General features: G+C 58.8%; 19 protein-coding genes. 11 read left to right on the top strand and 8 right to left on the bottom strand.

Annotated elements, in window-relative coordinates; translation table 11 throughout:
- Positions 1 to 20 precede the first annotated feature (20 nt).
- From C8K63_RS09475 to dksA, 4 genes are all read right to left on the bottom strand, one after another.
- Positions 21 to 2,975, bottom strand: a complete 2,955-nt coding sequence (locus C8K63_RS09475) for a sensor histidine kinase (protein WP_177413222.1) — start codon at positions 2,973 to 2,975, stop codon at positions 21 to 23.
- The gene (locus C8K63_RS09480) at positions 2,959 to 3,135 is read right to left on the bottom strand and encodes a hypothetical protein (protein ID WP_003176118.1); all 177 of its coding nucleotides are present in this window, start codon (positions 3,133 to 3,135) and stop codon (positions 2,959 to 2,961) included. Before C8K63_RS09480 ends, C8K63_RS09475 begins: the two co-directional genes overlap by 17 nt.
- Before the next feature lie 77 nt (positions 3,136 to 3,212).
- Positions 3,213 to 4,109 (bottom strand): tRNA glutamyl-Q(34) synthetase GluQRS, encoded by an 897-nt coding sequence (gene gluQRS, locus C8K63_RS09485; RefSeq protein ID WP_108216469.1) that lies wholly within the window; start codon positions 4,107 to 4,109, stop codon positions 3,213 to 3,215.
- A gap of 243 nt (positions 4,110 to 4,352) precedes the next feature.
- Positions 4,353 to 4,793 (bottom strand): RNA polymerase-binding protein DksA, encoded by a 441-nt coding sequence (gene dksA, locus C8K63_RS09490; protein ID WP_007971100.1) that lies wholly within the window; start codon positions 4,791 to 4,793, stop codon positions 4,353 to 4,355.
- A 333-nt stretch (positions 4,794 to 5,126) separates the two neighbouring features.
- Here dksA and C8K63_RS09495 point away from each other — a divergent pair, with 333 nt between their 5' ends.
- Both C8K63_RS09495 and sfsA read left to right on the top strand, forming a co-directional pair.
- On the top strand, positions 5,127 to 6,299 hold the full coding sequence (locus C8K63_RS09495; RefSeq protein WP_108216470.1) for a pyridoxal phosphate-dependent aminotransferase: 1,173 nt from the start codon (positions 5,127 to 5,129) through the stop codon (positions 6,297 to 6,299).
- Positions 6,299 to 7,012: a DNA/RNA nuclease SfsA gene (gene sfsA, locus C8K63_RS09500; protein ID WP_108216471.1), complete on the top strand. Its 714-nt coding sequence runs from the start codon at positions 6,299 to 6,301 to the stop codon at positions 7,010 to 7,012. Before C8K63_RS09495 ends, sfsA begins: the two co-directional genes overlap by 1 nt.
- Here sfsA and C8K63_RS09505 read toward each other — a convergent pair.
- The 4 genes from C8K63_RS09505 to C8K63_RS09520 all read right to left on the bottom strand — a co-directional run bounded on the left by C8K63_RS09505 (position 7,009) and on the right by C8K63_RS09520 (position 10,216).
- Positions 7,009 to 7,326: a Rieske (2Fe-2S) protein gene (locus tag C8K63_RS09505; RefSeq protein ID WP_108216472.1), complete on the bottom strand. Its 318-nt coding sequence runs from the start codon at positions 7,324 to 7,326 to the stop codon at positions 7,009 to 7,011. The genes sfsA and C8K63_RS09505 overlap by 4 nt on opposite strands.
- Before the next feature lie 380 nt (positions 7,327 to 7,706).
- On the bottom strand, positions 7,707 to 7,979 hold the full coding sequence (locus C8K63_RS09510) for a TfoX/Sxy family protein (RefSeq protein WP_108216473.1): 273 nt from the start codon (positions 7,977 to 7,979) through the stop codon (positions 7,707 to 7,709).
- A 244-nt stretch (positions 7,980 to 8,223) separates the two neighbouring features.
- Complete coding sequence (locus C8K63_RS09515) at positions 8,224 to 8,568, bottom strand: pentapeptide repeat-containing protein (RefSeq protein WP_007990076.1); 345 nt, start codon at positions 8,566 to 8,568, stop codon at positions 8,224 to 8,226.
- 91 nt (positions 8,569 to 8,659) lie between these two features.
- Complete coding sequence (locus tag C8K63_RS09520; protein WP_108216474.1) at positions 8,660 to 10,216, bottom strand: bifunctional aminoglycoside phosphotransferase/ATP-binding protein; 1,557 nt, start codon at positions 10,214 to 10,216, stop codon at positions 8,660 to 8,662.
- Between the two features lie 115 nt (positions 10,217 to 10,331).
- Between C8K63_RS09520 and mrcB the strand changes: the two genes are divergently transcribed.
- From mrcB to msrQ, 9 genes are all read left to right on the top strand, one after another.
- Entirely contained in the window at positions 10,332 to 12,650 is a 2,319-nt protein-coding gene (gene mrcB, locus C8K63_RS09525) for a penicillin-binding protein 1B (protein WP_108216475.1), read from the top strand.
- Positions 12,651 to 12,666: 16 nt separating this feature from the next.
- The gene (locus C8K63_RS09530) at positions 12,667 to 13,404 is read left to right on the top strand and encodes a hypothetical protein (RefSeq protein WP_108216476.1); all 738 of its coding nucleotides are present in this window, start codon (positions 12,667 to 12,669) and stop codon (positions 13,402 to 13,404) included.
- A complete protein-coding gene (locus C8K63_RS09535) occupies positions 13,404 to 13,739 on the top strand; it encodes a YqcC family protein (protein WP_108216477.1) in 336 nt (111 codons plus the stop codon). Before C8K63_RS09530 ends, C8K63_RS09535 begins: the two co-directional genes overlap by 1 nt.
- A gap of 483 nt (positions 13,740 to 14,222) precedes the next feature.
- The gene (locus C8K63_RS09540) at positions 14,223 to 15,947 is read left to right on the top strand and encodes an acetolactate synthase 3 large subunit (protein WP_108216496.1); all 1,725 of its coding nucleotides are present in this window, start codon (positions 14,223 to 14,225) and stop codon (positions 15,945 to 15,947) included.
- Positions 15,948 to 15,949: 2 nt separating this feature from the next.
- Positions 15,950 to 16,441 carry an acetolactate synthase small subunit gene (ilvN, locus tag C8K63_RS09545; RefSeq protein ID WP_003176102.1) on the top strand — a complete coding sequence of 164 codons (492 nt, stop codon included), beginning with the start codon at positions 15,950 to 15,952 and terminating at the stop codon, positions 16,439 to 16,441.
- A 45-nt stretch (positions 16,442 to 16,486) separates the two neighbouring features.
- Positions 16,487 to 17,503, top strand: coding sequence for a ketol-acid reductoisomerase (ilvC, locus tag C8K63_RS09550; RefSeq protein ID WP_003228216.1), 1,017 nt, complete (start codon positions 16,487 to 16,489; stop codon positions 17,501 to 17,503).
- Between the two features lie 144 nt (positions 17,504 to 17,647).
- A complete protein-coding gene (gene pssA / locus C8K63_RS09555) occupies positions 17,648 to 18,505 on the top strand; it encodes a CDP-diacylglycerol--serine O-phosphatidyltransferase (RefSeq protein WP_108216478.1) in 858 nt (285 codons plus the stop codon).
- A 63-nt stretch (positions 18,506 to 18,568) separates the two neighbouring features.
- Positions 18,569 to 19,582, top strand: a complete 1,014-nt coding sequence (gene msrP / locus C8K63_RS09560; RefSeq protein ID WP_108216479.1) for a protein-methionine-sulfoxide reductase catalytic subunit MsrP — start codon at positions 18,569 to 18,571, stop codon at positions 19,580 to 19,582.
- A complete protein-coding gene (gene msrQ, locus C8K63_RS09565) occupies positions 19,582 to 20,202 on the top strand; it encodes a protein-methionine-sulfoxide reductase heme-binding subunit MsrQ (protein WP_108216480.1) in 621 nt (206 codons plus the stop codon). Before msrP ends, msrQ begins: the two co-directional genes overlap by 1 nt.
- Positions 20,203 to 20,611 lie beyond the last annotated feature (409 nt).

Genomic DNA, 20,611 nt, shown 5'->3' on the forward strand with positions numbered 1-20,611 from the left:
ATTCGATACTCTCGACGGTCTCAGTTCACAGCGGACGTCGCTTCGACATGACGCGGCAAAGTAACCCTGATTCGGGTGCCGCGTTGGCTTTGAACATCAGCCGGGCTGTCGATGGTGATTTGTCCATAATGCTCTTCAACGATGGAATAGACCAGTGCAAGGCCCAGACCGGTGCCTTCGCCAGGGTCCTTGGTGGTGAAGAAAGGTTCGAACAATCGGTCCATGATGCTCGACGGAATACCACTGCCTTCGTCTTCCACGATCAGATCGACCGTGTGTTCGCCAGCTTCGCTCTTGACCCGTACCGCACTGCCGGGAGGCGAGGCGTCACGGGCGTTTGAAAGCAGATTGATCAATACCTGGGCCAGCCGTTGCGGGTCGCCTTCGACCCAGTGTTCGGGGTCGCACAGGTTGTAGAACTGCACTTCGAAGTTGCGTCGGTTCAGGGCCAGCAGGCCGATGGCATCCTGAGCGACTTCGGCCAGACAGACGGGCTCGTCGCTGTGCTGATGGCTGCCGGCATGGGCAAAGCTCATCAGTGACTGGACGATGCGCGACACGCGTTTGGTCTGCTCGAGGATCTGGCCGCTGATTTCCTTCAGTTCGCCGTCTTCTTCACGTTCTTCGCGCAGGTTCTGCGCCAGGCACGCGATACCGGTGATCGGGTTGCCGATTTCATGGGCCACGCCGGCCGCCAGTCGACCGATGCTGGCCAGACGCTCGGAATGCACCAGTTTGTCCTCGAGCATCTGGGTTTCGGTCAAGTCTTCCACCAGCAACACCAGGCCACTGTTGCCCGGCGCGAGGGGTTCGTCGATCGCCGCTTTGTGCAGGTTCAACCAGCGTGTCTGGCCGTCGAGGGCCAGGTGCTGCTTGTGCAAGTGTTCGTCCGGCAGGTTGATGAAACCTTGCAGCAGTTCTTTCCAGGGATCGGCAATGGTGCTCAGGCGCGAACCGACCACGCGCTGCGCGGTGATGCCGGTGAGTTCCTCCATGGCCTTGTTCCACATGAGGATTTCCTGGTCCTTGGCCAGCGAGCAAACGCCCATCGGCAATTCCTGCAAGGTCTGGCGGTGATAGCGGCGCAGGGCATCGAGTTCGGCGGCCAGGCCGGTCAGGCGCGAGTGGTAATCCTCGAGACGACTTTCGATGAAGTGAATGTCTTCGGTGACGTAGTTTTCGCCGCCGGCCTTGTAGGGCAGGAAGGTTTCGACCATGTCCTGGGCCACACTCGGGCCCATCAGGCCGGAGAGGTTGGCTTCGATGCGGTCGCGCAGGCGGCGCAGGGCGTATGGTCGGCGTTCATCGAAAGGCAGGTAGAGATCGCGCAGCGCTTGCTCGACTTCTTTCTGCGCAGCCTTGGCACCCAAGGGTTTTGCCAGTTGCGTGGCGAACTCCTGGGGCGAGGCGGCGTGCAGTTCCCGGCGTTGCGGGCGGCGCACGTTATCCACGGCGCAGGCTTCGGCAGCGCTGGCCTCTTCGGTGCTGGCGTTGGTGAACAGCGAGATCAGGGTGAACATCAGCACGTTGGCCGCCAGCGAGGCAATCGCCGCCATGTGCCAACTGGTGTCGTCCAGCACGTAGATCATGTTCAGCAGCGGAATGTAGAAGCCTTGCAGGTTGCCGACCAGGGGCAACAACATGGTCACCAGCCACACCAGGATCCCCGCCAGCAAACCGGCGATGAAGCCGCGACGGTTGGCGGTCGGCCAATACAGGACCGAGAGCACACCCGGCAGGAACTGCAACGTGGCGACGAACGCGACAATGCCGAGGTTGGCCAGGTCCTGCTCGGCACCGAGCAGCAGGTAGAAGCCGTAGCCGGCCATGATGATCGCGACAATCAACGCCCGGCGGGTCCACTTCAGCCAGCGGTAGATGTTGCCTTCGGCCGGTGGTTGATACAGCGGCAGCACCAGGTGGTTCAAGGCCATCCCGGACAGCGCCAGCGTGGTGACGATGATCAGGCCGCTGGCAGCGGACAGCCCGCCGACATACGCCAGCAACGCCAGCGCTTTGTTGTTGGCGGCGATACCGATGCCCAGGGTGAAGTATTCCGGGTTGGTGGTGGCGCCCAGTTTCAGGCCGGCCCAGAGAATCAGTGGCACCGCCAGGCTCATCAGCAGCAGGAACAGCGGCAGGCCCCAGCTCGCACTGACCAGCGAGCGCGGGTTGAGGTTCTCGGTAAAGGTCATGTGATACATGTGCGGCATCACGATCGCCGAGGCGAAGAACACCAGCAGCAGCGTACGCCACGGGCCTTCCTGCAAAGGCGTGTGCAGGGCAGCGAGGGCGGTCTGGTTTTGCAGCAGCCAAAGCTCAAGCTGTTGCGGGCCATCGAACACGCCGTAAAGCGCATACAGCCCGACACCGCCGAGGGCGATCAGCTTGATCACCGATTCGAACGCAATCGCGAACACCAGGCCTTCATGCTTTTCGCGGGTGGCGATGTGGCGGGAGCCGAAGAAAATCGTGAACAGCGTAATCAATGCGCAGAAGCTCAGGGCCACGCGATTCTGCACCGGCTCGCGAGTGAGGATACCAATGGAGTCGGCGACCGCCTGAATCTGCAAGGCCAGCAACGGCAATACACCGATCAGCATGAAAATCGTGGTCAGTGCACCGGCCCAGGTACTGCGGAAGCGGAAGGCAAACAGGTCCGCCAGCGACGACAGTTGATAGGTGCGGGTGATCTTCAGGATCGGGTAGAGCAGCACCGGCGCCAGCAGGAATGCCCCGGAAACGCCCAGGTAGCTGGACAGAAAACCGTAGCCGTACTGATAGGCCAGGCCCACGGTGCCATAAAACGCCCAGGCGCTGGCGTAGACGCCCAGTGACAGGGTGTAAGTCAGCGGGTGGCGAATGATCGCCCGCGGGATCATGCCCCGTTCGCTGATCCAGGCCACACCGAACAGCACCGCCAGGTACGCGGCGCTGATCAGGATCATCTGGGTCAGGCTAAAGCTCATCGGCATCTTTTTGGCTCTGCAGGATGAAAGTCACGACGATCAGAATCAGCCAAAGCAGATACGGGCGATACCAGGCGCCAGTGGCGTCGATCCACCAATCCATGATGGCCGGGGAAAACAGGTAAATCCCCACTACCAAAAGCAGGACCAAGCGATAGATGTACATCCCGGCCTCTCTTTTTTATGCGCGTGCCCGAAAACGTGCGGCGATGGTAACGGATGGGCGCGCCACTGCAAGTGCGATCACAACAGCTGCGCCTCGGGCAGGCTCAGTGTGCGCGGGATCAACGAGGCATCCCAGTGGGCAATGCCCCAGTTCAGCACTTCCCGTGGCGTGGCGTAAGCCAGTTCGGTTCCCGGGTTCTGTCCCAGCGCCCGTAGCGCCCGCAGCAACAGGGAGGTTGCCTGATCCTCTGTCAGTGGTGGCGAACGGTAGGACTTACCAAGTTTATTGCCATCGGGCTGGGTAATCAGCGGGATATGCAGATAACGCGGCTGCGGCAGACCGAGCAACTCTTGCAGGTAGAGCTGGCGGGGCGTGGAGTCCAGCAGGTCGGCACCTCGAACGATATCGGTGATACCCTGCCAGGCATCGTCCAGGACCACGGCCAATTGATAGGCGTAGAGGCCGTCGCGGCGACGGATCACGAAGTCGCCGACTTCCCGGCCCAGATGCTGGCGGTATTCGCCTTGCACCCGGTCGATGAAGTGGTACTCCAGCTCCGGAACACGCAGGCGGATGGCGGCCCCGTCGGTGCCATGGCCGGCATTGCGGCACAGCCCCGGATAAATCCCGTGATACGGCTCCAGCTGTTTTCGCGAACAGGTGCAGGCGTAGGCCAGGCCGTGATTGAACAGGCGATTGAGTACCTCGGCGTAGGCATCGTGCCGCTCGCTTTGGCGAACCAGGTCGCCATCCCACTCGAAGCCATAGCTTTCCAGAGCCTTGAGAATGGCCGCCTGGGCTCCGGGTTCTTCACGGGGCGGATCAAGGTCTTCCATGCGCATCAGCCAGCGTCCGCCCACCGAGCGCGCGTCAAGGTAGGAGGCCAGCGCGGCGACCAGTGAACCAAAATGCAGGTGGCCGCTGGGCGTCGGGGCGAAACGCCCGATGTAGGTGGGGGAGGTGGTGGCGGTCATCAGGGCAAGGCTACTTATTCCAGGCTATCGTCAGATTCCTGTAGGAGCGAGCTTGCTCCGGGCGGCGTTCCGACGATTGCCGTCAACGATAACGCTGGGAGCCTGGTACCCCGCGGCGTTCTCAGGTTCATCGCGAGCAAGCTCGCTCCTACAGTGATGGCGATTTTAATCGCAACGGGCATCAGCGAATTTTGGAAACAAAAACGGAGCGTTCGCACGCTCCGCTCTTCGTTCAAGTCGCCATTATTTGCCGACTTGCTTTTCCTTGATTTCCGCCAGAGTCTTGCAGTCGATGCACAGGTCGGCGGTAGGACGCGCTTCGAGGCGCTTGACGCCGATCTCGATGCCGCAGGATTCACACCAGCCGTACTCTTCGTCTTCGATCAGCTGAAGTGTCTTGTCGATCTTCTTGATCAACTTGCGTTCACGGTCGCGAGCGCGCAGTTCGAGGGCGAATTCCTCTTCCTGGCTGGCACGGTCTGCCGGATCAGGAAAGTTGGCCGCTTCGTCCTTCATGTGGTCCACGGTCTTGTCGACACCTTCCATCAGCTCTTTTTTCCACTGATTCAGGACCTTGGTGAAGTGCTTGCGCATGGGCTCGCCCATGTATTCTTCGCCGGCTTTCTGAACATAGGGCTCGAAGCCGCTGATCGCCTGATTTTGCTGCTTTGCTTGGGTGGACATGAAATAGACCGCCTCTACTCTTGTAATCCATCTGCGCAGGATTGCTCCATCACCGACAACTGCCGGCCCTGCGGCTGCAAGCGGGCGAACTTACCAGATCAACTCGGGCCGCGCTACTCCCGGATGTCGAGCTCGCGGCACATACTGCTTGCAGATCATGACAAACCGTTGTCTGGTGGCTCTGGAACCCTGCTCAATTATTGATTTTAGTCAAACCTTGCGCGCGTGCTTGAGTCGTTTGTGATCGGGGTTACAAGGCCTCTGACCGCTTTAGGTTCTCGCTCGTTCCTGCGCTTGGGTAGAATCGGTTTTTTCTCCGTTGAAGGAAGGCCAATGGCTCAGCCCTACAGTGCCCGCAGTCGCGCGATCGAACCTTTCCATGTCATGGCGTTGTTGGCGCGGGCCAATGAATTGCAGGCAGCCGGCCATGACGTGATCCACCTGGAAATCGGTGAGCCGGACTTCACCACCGCCGAACCGATCATTCAGGCCGGCCAGGCTGCGCTGGCAGCGGGGAAAACCCGTTACACCGCCGCGCGCGGCATTCCGGAGCTGCGTGAGGCCATTTCGGGCTTTTATCACCAGCGTTATGGCTTGAACATCGACCCTCGGCGCATCCTCATCACGCCGGGCGGCTCCGGCGCGCTGCTGCTGGCCAGCGCTTTGCTGGTCGACCCCGGTAAACACTGGCTGCTGGCGGACCCGGGCTACCCGTGTAACCGGCATTTCCTGCGACTGGTCGAAGGCGCGGCACAACTGGTGCCGGTCGGTCCGGATGTGCGTTATCAATTGACGCCAGGCCTGATCGAGCGTCATTGGGACCACGACAGCGTCGGTGCATTGGTCGCGTCGCCGGCCAATCCGACCGGCACGATCCTGACCCGCGACGAGCTGGCGAAGCTGTCTGTCGCGATCAAGGCACGCCACGGTCATCTGGTGGTCGACGAGATTTATCACGGCCTGACCTACGGCACCGATGCGGCCAGCGTGCTGGAAGTCGACGACAGTGCATTCGTTCTGAACAGTTTTTCGAAGTACTTCGGGATGACCGGTTGGCGGCTCGGATGGCTGGTGGCCCCCGACGCGGCCGTCGGTGAGCTGGAAAAGCTCGCCCAGAATCTCTACATCAGCGCTCCAAGCATGGCGCAGTACGCTGCACTGGCCTGTTTCGAACCGGCAACCATCAGCATTCTGGAAGAGCGTCGCGCCGAATTTGGCCGGCGTCGGGATTACCTGCTGCCAGCCTTGCGTGAATTGGGCTTCGGCATTGCCGTGGAGCCGGAAGGGGCGTTCTACTTGTACGCCGATATCAGCAAGTTCGGCGGCGATGCCTTCGCGTTCTGTAAGCATTTTCTCGAAACCGAACATGTGGCATTCACCCCGGGGCTGGATTTCGGGCGTTATAAGGCCGGGCATCATGTGCGGTTCGCCTATACGCAAAATCTCGAGCGTTTGCAGGAGGCGGTCGATCGCATTGCCCGTGGTTTGCGGAGCTGGCAAGGCTGATGCGTTTTCATCCTCCCCTTGAAGAAGGGCGCCTGATCCGACGTTACAAGCGTTTTCTCGCCGATATCGAAACCATTGGCGGCGAATTGCTGACCATTCACTGCCCGAACACCGGCTCGATGCTCAATTGTCAGGTCGAAGGCGGGCAGGTCTGGTTCAGCCGCTCCAACGACCCGAAACGCAAGTTGCCTGGTACTTGGGAGATTGGCGAAACCCCGCAAGGGCGGCTGTTTTGCGTGAACACCGCCCGCGCCAATGGTTTGATCGAAGAGGCGCTGCGAGCGGGCGTCATCACCGAACTGAACGGCTTTACCGAACTCAAGCGCGAAGTGGCTTATGGTCAGGAAAACAGTCGTATCGATTTCCGCCTCGATTATCCCGACGGGCCAGCCTACGTCGAAGTCAAAAGCGTGACCCTGGGCTTCGACGGTACGGCGGTGGCAGCGTTTCCCGATGCGGTCACCCAGCGTGGCGCCAAGCATCTGCGGGAGCTGGCGCATTTGGCCAGGGATGGTATTCGCGCGGTGCAGTTGTACTGTGTTTGCCTGACCGACATCGAGGCCGTGCGCCCGGCACAGGAAATCGATGCGGCTTATGCTCAGGCCTTGCGTGAGGCTATCGCCTGCGGGGTCGAGGTATTGGCTTACGGTGTGCGGTTGAGCCACGAAGAAATGCGGGTCGATCGGCGTCTGGACGTGTTACCGGGTGGTTAAAGGCTGATCCAGACCCCCTGTTCATCCTCGCGGCAGGCCACGCCGGTCAAGGCTTGCCCCGCGCAAGGGCCGGCGACGCATTCACCGTCTTCGATCAGGAACAGTGCGCCATGGGTGGCGCACTGGATCAGGCTGTTGCTGGGGTCGAGAAACTGGTCGGGATGCCACTCAAGGGCGACACCCCGGTGCGGGCAGCGATTGATGTAGACATAAACCTGTCCGCTGCGGCGCACCGCAAAAAACTTTTGGCCACCGATGTCGAAACCGCGGCTGCTGTCGTTGACCAACTCGGCACCTGCGCAAAGCAACTTCATGTCTGTCCTCAGTCCCGCAGCTCGTGACCGGATATGTCTGAGCTTGAGGGTTGAATGCTATCAAATGGCTGCCTCGCCCGTGGAATCCTTTGAAGGAAGCTGCGCCTGACCCTGTCGGTACTTTTCCACAGACAAAAAAAGACCCGGCAAGAGCCGGGTCAAATAACCGTGATTAGCCTGATGAGGAGATAATCCGAGAGTCCGAACCAAGGGCTTTTCAGAATATCGACCAGTCTCGCGACCAGTTGTGATAATCATATCGATTCTCATTACCAAGTCAACCGCTGTTTTTTGATTTCTTTGCGATTTTCCGGATTTGCGTCTGCAGGCCCCGTAATCATTGGGTTTCAGGTTGCAAAGCTGCAGAAATATTGGTCGGATCAAATCTTGTGGCGTGTAGAGATGGCTTCCAGCTGTTTGTTCAGTGCTTCCTTGCGCTCGGCAGGAATGTCGTTCCAGTGAACGTCCATCAGGGCGCCTTCAATTGCGTACAACAACACCTTGGACGCCCGAAAACCGCGCGTGCGCACGGCCCGATAAGCATCCACCGCCCCGAGGCGACGCAAGTCCGACGCGCTATGGATGCCCACGGCATGCAGCCATTGCGCTGACGTCTTGCCAAGATTCTTCAGGTGTTGCAGTTCATCATTCATCAAGCCTCCTTGCGATGGCCGAATGGAGAGCGTGGGCAATCTTCTGAGGAGTGTAGCCATCAGTAGGAAACGCGTGATTGTTTGCTCGTTTTCGAGGCAAATGCTTCTAAGAAACGAGTATTGGCAGAGCGTGAAAAATCCGCGAACGCAGTAGGAAGAGGTGGGGAATAATCAGGAGTTACGGGTGAGAAACCCTCAGTCCAGCGCAGCGAGGGGCGCTGGACGTGTCAGTCAGCGACGATGATCAGCGGGTGCGATAGCGCAATCGCGTGCCGAAGTTCATCGACATCAGGATTTCGTCAGCGCTGAGTTCCACCGGAAAGTAGGCTCCGGAGATTTGCGCGTGGGCCAGGCTCGCGCCTTCCAGGTTCGCTTTGCTGAAATCAATGCCGCGCAAGTCGGCGGAACGGAAGTAGGCGTTGCTGAAATCCACACCATCGGCATTCAGTTCGCGCAGGTCGAGCCCCCGGAAATCTCCACCCGCCATGTCGATGGGGCCATCCTTGGGGCGTTCACTGTTGAAGCCTCGGATGTCGTCTTTGTGCAGCAGGGCATAAAGCGGTGTATCGAGAAGTTTCGGCTGGCTCATGTCGCATCACCTGATGTTTTTATGACGCCAGTATAGTGCTACTATTTTGCAGTCGTGAAGCCTGTGCGGGCCTCACGACTGAAATAGTTTCTTACAGGCCTGGCAGGCGCTGGCGAATCTGTTCCACGACTGTATCGAGCGTCCCGCTTTCATTGGTCTGGACGCGCTTGCTGCAGAGGATTTCCGCAGGTGTCAGCGCTTCACGGCTGGCTTGCTGGGCGGCGATAACAGCCAGAGTGGCGTCGGACGGGTCTTTCTTGTCTGCCTGGCGCACGGCCAGCCAGCTTTCGATCACGGCCTGTGGTGCATTGCAGTCGAGGATCAGGAAGGGGGTGCCTGTGGCTTCGGCAACCTTCGCGGCACTGTCACGCTGATCACGCTTGAGGTAAGTGGCGTCGACCACCACCGGGAAGCCCGCACGCAGAATGACGTCGGCGATTTCGTGCAGGCAGGCATAGGTCGCCGTGCTGGCGTCGGCGCTATAGATGCCGGCCTGTACGTCATTTTCGACGGTTTGCTCGCCGAACAGGCGCTTGCGCTCGACATCGGAGCGCAGGCGAATCGCGCCCAGGGCTTCGACCAGACGCATGGCGACATGGCTCTTGCCGACGGCGGAAACACCGTGGGTGATGGCCATGAAACGCGAAGGAATGGTGCTGTAACTTTCCGCCAGGTTGGCATAGTTGCGGTATTGGCGCAGGGTCGTGGCGCGCTGCACGGCAGTGGCTTCGGCCGGCATGCTGAACAGGGCAACCTTGGCACGAACCAGTGCGCGGTAGGCTTTATAGAAGTTCAGCAGTTCGAGGCCACGATAGTCGCCGGTCAACTCCAGGTACTGGCTGATGAAACGACGCGCCAGGCACTTCAGGCCGCGATCTTCCAGGTCCATCGCCAGGAAGCCGGTGTCGGCATAAACGTCGGTAAAGCGAAACGGTTCGTTGAATTCGATGCAGTCGAAGATCACGACCTTGCCGTCGATCACGGTGGCGTTACCCAAGTGGATATCACCGTGGCATTCACGAATGAAGCCTTCGGCCTTGCGCTGGGCGAACAGCGGTTTGAGGCGTTCAAAGCTGCTTTCGGCCCAGGCTTGCAGGGCGTCGAGTTGCAGCAGGTCGGCTTTGTCGCTGAGGAACGGACGGATCTGTTCGAAGTTCTGTCGCACCGGCGCCATGACGCTGTCCGGGGTGCCGGCTTCGTGCCCGGCTGGCACTTTCGGTGCGCTGAGGTGGAAGCGGGCGATTTGCTCGGCCATCTCGTCGATGTGCGCGGTGGTCAGTTCGCCATTGGCTTGAAGAGTGCTGAGCAAGCCGTTTTGCGGGAACTGGCGCATCTTCAGTACATATTCGATGGCCGGGCCTTCACCACCCAGTTGCGGAGCCTCGGCACTGCCGGTGACGGGCAGCACTTCGAGGTACAAATCGTCGGTCAGACGCTGGTTCAGGCGCAGTTCTTCGGCGCAAAAGTGTTCGCGAGCCTCAAGGCTGGTGAAGTCGAGAAAACCGAAATTGACCGGCTTCTTCACTTTATAGGCATAGGGGCCGGTGAGCAGTACCCAGGAAATATGGGTCTCGATGACCTGGAATCCCTCTACAGGATGCGGGTAGAGGGCAGGGTTTTGCAGGGCAGCGATCAGGGACTGGCTCACAGGCGATCCTTCAGAGTCTGGAAAATCAAGGCGGCCATTATGGCGGTAAGTCCGCTTGACGCAAACCTCGGAGCGCTCCTGTTGAGGATGAATAAAGTGCGTATAATCCGCCGCCATGACTCGTACTCGAACTCCCCGCACCCCAAAGAAACCACCCTCCAGGGGCCTGCGCCCGTGGCTGGGCTGGGCCATTAAACTCAGTCTGGTCGGCCTGGTAGTGCTGGCCGGATTCGCTGTTTACCTTGATGCAATCGTCCAGGAGAAGTTCTCCGGCAAGCGCTGGACCATTCCGGCCAAGGTTTACGCGCGTCCGCTCGAGCTGTTCGTCGGACAAAAGCTGAGCAGGGATGATTTTCTGACCGAACTCGATGCCCTGGGCTATCGCCGTGAAAGCGTGGCCAATGGTCCGGGGGCGGCGTCGGTCAACGGCAATACCGTTGATCTGAATACCCGTGGCTTCCAGTTCTATGAAGGCATGGAACAAGCGCAACCGGTACGGGTGCGTTTCTCCGGCGATTACGTGGCCGAGTTGGCGGGGGCAAAAGGCTCGAAACTGTCGGTGGTGCGCCTGGAGCCGCTGCTGATCGGCGGCCTGTACCCGAAAAACCTCGAAGACCGGATTCTGATCAAGATCGATCAGGTGCCGCCGTATTTGCTTGAAACGCTGGTGGCGGTCGAGGATCGCGATTTTTATCATCACTTTGGTGTTTCGCCGAAGTCGATCGCCCGTGCAATCTGGGTCAACGGTTCGTCCGGTCGGATGCGCCAGGGTGGCAGTACCCTGACTCAGCAGTTGGTCAAGAACTTCTACCTGACCAACGAGCGCAGCCTGAACCGCAAACTCACCGAAGCGATGATGGCGCTGCTGCTTGAGGTGCATTACGACAAGCGCGAAATCCTTGAGGCTTACCTCAACGAAGTATTTATCGGGCAGGACGGCCAGCGCGCAGTGCACGGTTTCGGTCTGGCCAGCCAGTTCTTCTTCAGCCAGCCGCTGGCCGAGCTCAAGTTGCATCAAGTCGCACTGCTGGTGGGCATGGTCAAAGGGCCTTCTGCCTATAACCCGCGTCGTTATCCGGAGCGTGCCCTTGAACGGCGCAACCTGGTGCTCGATGTGCTGCAAGAGCAGGGCGTCGCGACTGCCGAGCAGGTTGAGGCAGCGAAGAAAATGCCACTGGGCGTGACCAAGCGCGGCAGTCTGGCGGACAGCTCGTTCCCCGGCTTCCTCGATCTGGTCAAGCGTCAGTTGCGCCAAGACTATCGCGACGAAGACTTGACCGAAGAAGGTCTGCGGATCTTCACCAGTTTCGACCCGATCCTGCAGATGAAGGCTGAAGCGTCGGTCAACGACACCTTCAAGCGTCTGGCGGGGCGCAAGGGTTCCGATGACGTCGAAGCGGCAATGGTCGTGACCAACCCGGAGACCGGTGAGGTGCAGGCCATGATCGGCAGTCGCCAGGCCAGTTTTGCCGGGTTCAACCGGGCGCTGGACGCTGTGCGGCCGATCGGCTCGCTGATCAAGCCGGCGGTTTACCTGACCGCGTTGGAGAAACCAAGCCAGTACACATTGACCAGTTGGCTGTCGGATGAATCCTTCTCGGTCAAGGGGGCGGACGGTCAGGTCTGGAAGCCGCAGAACTACGATCGTCGCTCCCACGGTACGGTCTTCCTCTATCAAGGCCTGGCGCATTCCTACAACCTGTCGACCGCGCGTCTCGGTTTGGCGGTCGGTGTGCCGAACGTATTGAAGACGGTGGAGCGCCTGGGGGTGTCTCGTGAGTTCCCGGCTTTCCCGTCGATGTTGCTCGGCGCTGGCGGCATGACGCCCATCGAAGTGGCGACCATGTACCAGACCCTCGCCAACGGCGGCTTCAATACGCCGATGCGCGGGATTCGTAGCGTGCTGACTGCCGAGGGCGAGCCGCTCAAGCGTTATCCGTTCCAGATTCAGCAACGTTTCGATCCGGCCTCCATTTACCTGATCCAGAGCGCCATGCAGCGCGTGATGCGTGAAGGTACCGGCAGCTCGGTTTACAGCGTGTTGCCAAGGACCCTGACTCTGGCGGGTAAAACCGGCACCAGTAACGACTCGCGGGACAGTTGGTTTGCCGGTTTCAGTCAGGACTTGCTGGCGGTGGTCTGGCTGGGTCGCGACGACAACGGCAAGACGCCATTCACTGGTGCCACCGGGGCCTTGCAGGTCTGGACCAGTTTCATGCGCAAGGCCGACCCGTTGCCGCTGGACATGCCGCAGCCGGATAATATCGTTCAGACTTGGGTTGATTCGCGAACCGGGCAAGGTTCTGACGCTGGTTGCCCGGGTGCCGTGCAGATGCCGTATATTCGCGGCAGCGAACCGCCTCCCGGTGCCGCTTGCGGTGGTGAAAACCCTGCCGAGTCGGTGATGGATTGGGTCAAGGGCTGGATGAATTAAGCAAAGAGGGTTTCAAGTGAACAAGTGGTTGATTCCAGCGGTTGCCGCCGTAGCTTTGCTCAGCGGTTGCTCTAGCGTACAACGTGGCTCGATTCCGGTCGTGGATTCCGGCACCGCCGTGTCCAACAGTGAGCGGATCTCGGCCAATGGCGGCTTCCGCCAGACGACCGTCAAGCGCCCTGCGCAAGGTCAGTCGCAGACCCAGGCAATTCCGCAAGGCGACAGCGGGGTAGTGGTGATGGTGCCAGGCGCGGCAACGACTTCGACGCCGATCAGCACCACGCCGATTACCCCGGGTCCGATCACGCCGGGACCGATTGACACGTCGCCGGTCCAGTCGGCGCCGATCAATCAGGGCAACTACAGCATGCCGTCGTCGCCAAGCGGGATTCCGTCGGCCAGTGCGGGCGGACTGTCTGCCGACGAGCAACTGGACGGCCCAGTGCTGGCCTTGCTGACCACCGCTCAACAGCAACAGGCGGGCGGTGATCTCAATGGTGCCTCCTCCAGCCTCGAACGCGCCCAGCGCGTTGCACCGCGCGAGCCGCAGGTGCTTTACCGTCTGGCCCAGGTGCGCATGGCTCAGGGCGATGCCGCCCAGGCCGAGCAGTTCGCTCGCCGTGGGCTGACCCTTGCCAATGGCCGTCCAGCCCTTCAGGCCAACTTGTGGGAGCTGATTTCCCAGGCGCGTGAAAAACAGGGTGACTCCCAGGGCGCGGCATTGGCACGCCAGAAGGCCAAGGTAACGCTGTGATGGACGCGCGCTTTCTGAAAGTCGCCGATCAACTGTTGTTGATCGAGCGCGAGTTGCGGGTGCAAGGGTGGTGGGATGAAGTCTCGCCATCTGTCGAAGCGCTTTCCAGTGTCGAGCCGTTTTCGGTCGATACACTGGATTTCGAGCAATGGCTGCAATGGATCTTCCTGCCGCGCATGAAGATGATCCTTGAGCAGGATTTGCCGCTACCCAATGCTTCGGGCATTCAGGAAATGGCTGAAATGGTCTTTGCCGGACGCAATGTCCAGGGCAAGGATCGGCAGTTGCAGGTATTGCTCAAACAGTTTGATCAGTTGATCACAGCGTCTCGCTGAGCCAGAAGCTGCCGGCGTCCGCTGGCAGTTGTCCACAATCTCTCTCTATTTTGTCGGCAACTGCTGGGCAAGTGCATGCGGGTGCCAATTTTTTGCCAAAAGTTGCGCAATCGAAGCTAACACGCGGCTGATTTACAGGTTTTTTCTTGCGTTCTCATGCGCTTACTAGAATAAAGCACATAGACGACTTGACTTGCGAAGGGCGAAACAGAAGAATCCAAAGTCCGCTGTACAGGGACTGCCAGAAGCAGACCCTCTCGGCAGATCATGAGGCGCCTATCCGCGTCGACCTGTTACACCCGCAACGCGTTACCTCGCGCTGGGTGGGAAAGGCCCGCAACACTTGGGACGATCCCAATACTTGCTCAGTCAGTGCTGACGTAGTCGGCGACCACCGTCGCTCATGCTCTGCCGAGAAGTAAACCTATTAAGACCCGTTCCATTTTTCGTGGGCGGTATTCTGGCGTTTTAGAGGTGAGCAACGTGGAGCTTTTATCTGGCGGTGAGATGCTCGTCCGCTTTTTGCGTGACGAAGGCGTCAAATATATCTACGGGTACCCGGGTGGTGCTCTTCTTCATGTCTACGATGCCCTGTTCAAAGAACCGGAAGTGACCCACATCCTGGTTCGTCACGAGCAAGCGGCTACCCATATGGCTGACGGCTACGCCCGTGCCACCGGTAAAGCCGGTGTGGTACTGGTGACTTCCGGGCCAGGCGCGACAAACGCCATCACCGGTATTGCCACGGCGTACATGGACTCCATTCCGATGGTGGTCATTTCCGGCCAGGTGCCGAGCAATATGGTTGGCACTGACGCATTCCAGGAAACCGACATGATCGGTATCTCCCGGCCGATCGTGAAACACAGCTTCATGATCAAGCACGCGTCGGAAATCCCGGAAGTCATGAAGAAAGCCTTTTACCTGGCGCAATCCGGTCGTCCTGGCCCGGTCGTTGTCGATATTCCGAAAGACATGACCAACCCGGCCGAGAAGTTCGAATACGTCTTCCCGAAAAAAGCCAAGCTGCGTTCCTACAGCCCGGCTGTTCGTGGTCACTCCGGTCAAATCCGCAAGGCGGCAGAAATGCTCCTGGCGGCCAAGCGCCCAGTCTTGTACTCGGGCGGCGGCGTGATCCTCGGCGGTGGTTCTGCTCCACTGACCGAACTGGCGAAGATGCTCAACCTGCCAGTAACCAATACCCTGATGGGCCTCGGTGGCTACCCTGGCACCGACCGTCAGTTCATCGGCATGCTCGGCATGCACGGCAGCTACACCGCCAACCTGGCGATGCACCATGCTGACGTGATCCTCGCTGTCGGCGCGCGTTTCGACGACCGTGTCATCAACGGAGCCTCGAAGTTCTGCCCGAACGCCAAGATCATTCACATCGACATCGACCCGGCTTCGATCTCCAAGACCATCAAGGCCGATGTGCCTATCGTTGGTCCGGTCGAGAGTGTCCTGACCGAAATGGTCGCGATCCTCAAGGAAATCGGCGAGACCCCGAACAAGGAGTCCGTTGCCAGCTGGTGGAAGCAGGTTGATGAATGGCGTGGTGATCGCGGCCTGTTCCCTTATGACAAGGGTGACGGCAGCGTCATCAAGCCGCAGACCGTGATCGAAACCCTGTGCGAAGTGACCAAGGGGGATGCTTTTGTAGCTTCCGATGTGGGTCAGCATCAAATGTTCGCGGCGCAATACTACAAGTTCAACAAGCCGAACCGCTGGATCAACTCCGGTGGTCTGGGCACCATGGGCTTCGGTTTCCCGGCGGCCATGGGCATCAAATTGAGCTTTCCGGATGATGAGGTCGTCTGCGTTACGGGCGAAGGCAGCATCCAGATGAACATTCAGGAGTTGTCGACCTGCCTGCAATACGATTTGCCGGTAAAAATCGTCATCCTGAACAACGGTGTGTTGGGCATGGTTCGCCAGTGGCAGGACATGAGCTACGGCAGCCGTCACTCTCATTCCTACATGGAATCGCTGCCTGACTTCGTCAAGCTGGCGGAGGCTTATGGTCACGTTGGTGTGCGCATCACCGATTCGAAAGATTTGAAGTCGAAGATGGAAGAAGCGTTCGCCATGAAAGATCGCCTGGTGGTGATCGATATTTCGGTCGATACCAGCGAGCACGTCTACCCGATGCAGATCAAAGACGGCTCCATGCGCGATATGTGGCTGAGCAAGACGGAGCGTACCTAATCATGCGGCACATTATTTCCTTGCTTCTGGAAAACGAACCCGGCGCCCTGTCTCGTGTAGTCGGCCTGTTCTCGCAGCGCAACTACAACATCGAAAGCCTGACCGTGGCCCCAACCGAAGACCCGACCCTGTCGCGTCTGACGCTGACCACTGTTGGTCACGATGAGGTCATCGAGCAGATCACCAAGAACCTGAACAAGCTGATCGAAGTGGTAAAGCTGGTCGACCTGTCGGAGAGTGCTCACATCGAGCGCGAACTGATGCTGGTCAAGGTCAAGGCCACCGGCGCCCAGCGCGCCGAGATCAAGCGCACTACCGATATTTACCGTGGACAGATCGTCGATGTCAGCGCCAGCGTGTATACCGTTCAACTGACCGGTACCAGCGACAAGCTCGACAGCTTCATTCAGTCCATTGGCACCGCATCGATTCTGGAAACCGTCCGTAGTGGCGTGACCGGCATTGCCCGCGGCGACAAAGTACTCAGCATCTAAACCAAATTAGCGAACGGCCTGAACGGCCTGATATAGGGGAAATTCATGAAAGTTTTCTACGATAAAGACTGCGACCTGTCGATCATCCAGGGCAAGAAAGTAGCCATCATCGGTTACGGTTCCCAGGGCCACGCTCAAGCGTGCAACCTGAAAGATTCCGGCGTTGACGTGACTGTCGGCCTGCGTAAAGGTTCGGCTACCGTTGCCAAGGCTGAAGCCCACGGCCTGAAAGTGACCGACGTTGCTTCCGCTGTTGCAGCTGCCGACCTGGTCATGATCCTGACCCCGGACGAATTCCAGTCCTCCCTGTACAAGAACGAAATCGAGCCGAACATCAAGAAAGGCGCTACCCTGGCCTTCTCCCACGGCTTCGCGATCCACTACAACCAGGTTGTGCCGCGCGCCGACCTCGACGTGATCATGATCGCGCCGAAGGCTCCAGGCCACACCGTACGTTCCGAGTTCGTGAAGGGCGGCGGTATCCCTGACCTGATCGCGATCTACCAGGACGCCTCGGGCAACGCCAAGAACGTCGCTCTGTCCTACGCTGCCGGCGTCGGTGGCGGTCGTACCGGCATCATCGAAACCACCTTCAAGGACGAGACCGAAACCGACCTGTTCGGCGAACAAGCCGTTCTGTGCGGCGGTACCGTTGAACTGGTCAAAGCCGGTTTCGAAACCCTGGTTGAAGCTGGCTACGCGCCGGAAATGGCCTACTTCGAGTGCCTGCACGAACTGAAGCTGATCGTTGACCTCATGTACGAAGGCGGTATCGCCAACATGAACTACTCGATCTCCAACAACGCCGAATACGGCGAGTACGTGACCGGCCCTGAAGTCATCAACGCCGAATCCCGTCAGGCCATGCGCAACGCCCTGAAACGTATTCAGGACGGCGAATACGCCAAGATGTTCATCAGCGAAGGCGCTACCGGCTATCCTTCGATGACCGCCAAGCGTCGTAACAACGCCGCTCACGGTATCGAAATCATCGGCGAGCAACTGCGCTCCATGATGCCGTGGATCGGTGCCAACAAGATCGTCGACAAAGCCAAAAACTAAGTCACGCCCTTGTACGAAAAACGCGGCTTAGGCCGCGTTTTTTCGTTTGGGAGGCCGGTTCTGGTATAAAGCTGCATCGTTTGCGGCCGAACCGTCGTCCCAGACACCTGTCCAGACTTTCCACCCCGTTGCAAGGTAATGTCCATGAGCGAACGCCCCGAAGAGCCAAACCAGGCTTCTGACGCCGAAAGCCTGCTGCCCATCGATGAACATGTCGAGGAAGGGCATGACGCTGAAGGTCGTAAAGTCCGGCATCGTGGTATCTATCTTCTGCCGAATCTGTTCACCACTGCGAACCTGTTCGCAGGGTTCTATTCCATCATCAACTCGATGAGTGCCCAGGCGGCCCTGAGTGCTGGTGACTCGGCCAATGCGAGCAAGTACTTTGCGTTTGCGGCCATCGCCATTTTCGTCGCGATGGTACTCGACGGCCTCGATGGGCGAGTGGCCCGCATGACCAATACCCAGAGCGCCTTTGGTGCCGAGTACGACTCGCTGTCGGACATGGTTGCCTTTGGTGTTGCGCCGGCATTGCTGGCCTTCGGCTGGGCCCTGGGTGACATGGGCAAGGTTGGCTGGATGGTTGCCTTCCTTTATGTCGCGGGTGCGGCGCTACGTCTCGCGCGTTTCAACACTCAAGTCGGTACGGCGGACAAGCGCTACTTCATCGGCCTGGCCAGCCCTGCGGCGGCGGGTGTGGTTGCAGGCATCGTCTGGGCGTTCAGCGATTACGGTATCCAGGGGTCGAAGATGTCCTTTCTGGTTGCGCTGATGGTTGCTGCGGCCGGCATGCTGATGGTCAGCAACATCAAGTACAACAGCTTCAAAGAACTGGATTTGAAAGGCCGTGTGCCGTTCGTGGCGATCCTCGCGGTAGTGCTGGTGTTCGCAGTGGTATTCAGTGATCCGCCGCGCATTCTGCTGCTGGTTTTCCTCGCCTATGCAGCATCCGGCCCGGTGCAGTACTTGTTACATCTTCGTCGGCGCAAAAGCGCCGAGTGATGTAATTTCCCTCATACTCCGCAGTCTGTTGGTGCATCTGTTCTCCAAAGCTGCGGAGTAGCCATGCTGATCAAAGTCTCCAAAGCGTCCGACTGCCATGAGTCGGACGTCACGCCAGAATCCCTCTATCTATCTCGACGCAATGTGCTGGGTGCCACGGTTGCCGGTTTCGCTCTGGGCAGCCTGCCGCCATGGGCCAGCGCTGGCGATGGTCCGCGTTACCCGGATGTCGAGCCCGGCAAGGCGCCTGCCTGGTTCAGCGAAAAACTTCCGGCTACCCAGTGGGGCGCGGTCAACGTCAAGGATGAGGCGATCACGCCGTTCAAGGATGCGACTCACTACAACAACTTCTACGAGTTCGGCACCGACAAAGGTGATCCGGCCGCCAACGCCGGCACGCTGAAGACGGAGCCGTGGTCGGTGGTCGTGGACGGGGAGGTGGGCAAGCCCGGTCGGTATGCGCTGGAAGACTTCATGAAACCGTATCAGCTGGAGGAACGAATCTACCGGCTGCGCTGCGTGGAAGCCTGGTCGATGGTCATTCCCTGGATCGGTTTTCCGCTCTCGGCTTTGCTCAAGGAAGTCGAGCCGACCTCGAAAGCCAGATTCATCCGCTTCGAAACCCTGCAGGATCCCAAAAGCATGCCGGGTCAGCGCTCCGGTTTTGCCTTGATTGACTGGCCGTATATAGAAGGGTTGCGTCTGGATGAAGCGATGAGCCCGTTGGCGATTCTTGCGGTAGGCATGTACGGGCGTGAGTTGCCTAATCAAAACGGCGCGCCGTTGCGTCTGGTGGTGCCCTGGAAGTATGGCTTCAAGAGCATCAAGTCCATCGTGCGCATCAGTCTGGTCGGCGAGCAGCCGAAAACCACCTGGCAGAGCATTGCTGCGGATGAATATGGCTTTTATGCGAACGTGAATCCCGCGGTTGACCATCCTCGCTGGACTCAGGCACGTGAACGCCGTCTGCCCAGTGGCTTGTTCAAGCCCAATGTGCGCGACACGCAAATGTTCAACGGCTATTCAGAGGAAGTCGCCTCTCTATATACGGGGCTCGACCTGAGGAAGAACTACTGATGCGCTATCCGTTTTGGCGTATCGGTGTCTTTGTCGTGGTGCTGGTGTGGCCGCTGTTGTGGTTGTACCAGGCCTGGGAGGATGTCCTCGGGCCGGATCCGGGCAAGGTACTGGTCGACCGGCTGGGTTTGGGGGCGCTTGTTCTGCTGCTTGTAATCTTGAGCTTGACGCCTTTGCAGAAACTTACCGGTTGGGCGGGGTGGAATGCCGTGCGGCGACAGTTGGGATTGTGGTGTTTTGCCTATGTGCTGCTCCATCTCGGTAGTTATTGCGCATTCATACTTGGTTTTGACTGGTCGCAGCTGGGTGTCGAGTTGCGCAAGCGGCCTTACATTATTGTCGGGGTGCTGGGCTTTCTTGGTTTGCTGGCATTGGCGGTGACTTCCAATCGATACAGTCAGCGGCGATTGGGGGCGAGCTGGAAGAAGTTGCATCGCCTTGCTTATGTAATTCTCGGGCTTGGATTACTGCATATGCTCTGGATTGTGCGCGCCGACCTCAAGGAGTGGGTGATCTATGCATCTATAGGTGCGTTGCTGTTAGTGCTGCGGCTACCGCCTTTGGCTCGTCGAATCCCGCGTCTAATGGCTAAAAAGGGCTCTTCTGCCAAAAAGGCGTAAATAGTGGTTGACGGCAGATTCCAGGTGTCTATAATTCGCCCCACTTCCGGCGCAGTCGAAACGGAAAACTCTTTGGTAAACAATGAGTTACGCAGTTTTCGGCAGCAGGTTGCTTCAGTTCATCGAAGCCAAAAGGGAGTTGAAAAAGAGGTGTTGACAGCAGCGTGTAACGCTGTAGAATTCGCCTCCCGCTGACGAGAGATCTGAAGCGCAAGTGGTTGAAGTTGAAAAGGAAACTTGGAAAACTTCAGAAAATAATCACTTGACAGCAAATGAGGCTGCTGTAGAATGCGCGCCTCGGTTGAGACGAAAGCTCTTAACCAACCGCTCTTTAACAACTGAATCAAGCAATTCGTGTGGGTGCTTGTGGAGTCAGACTGCTAGTCAACAGATTATCAGCATCACAAGT

It is taken from the genome of Pseudomonas sp. GV085, from assembly GCF_003050925.1.
GTDB lineage: Bacteria > Pseudomonadota > Gammaproteobacteria > Pseudomonadales > Pseudomonadaceae > Aquipseudomonas.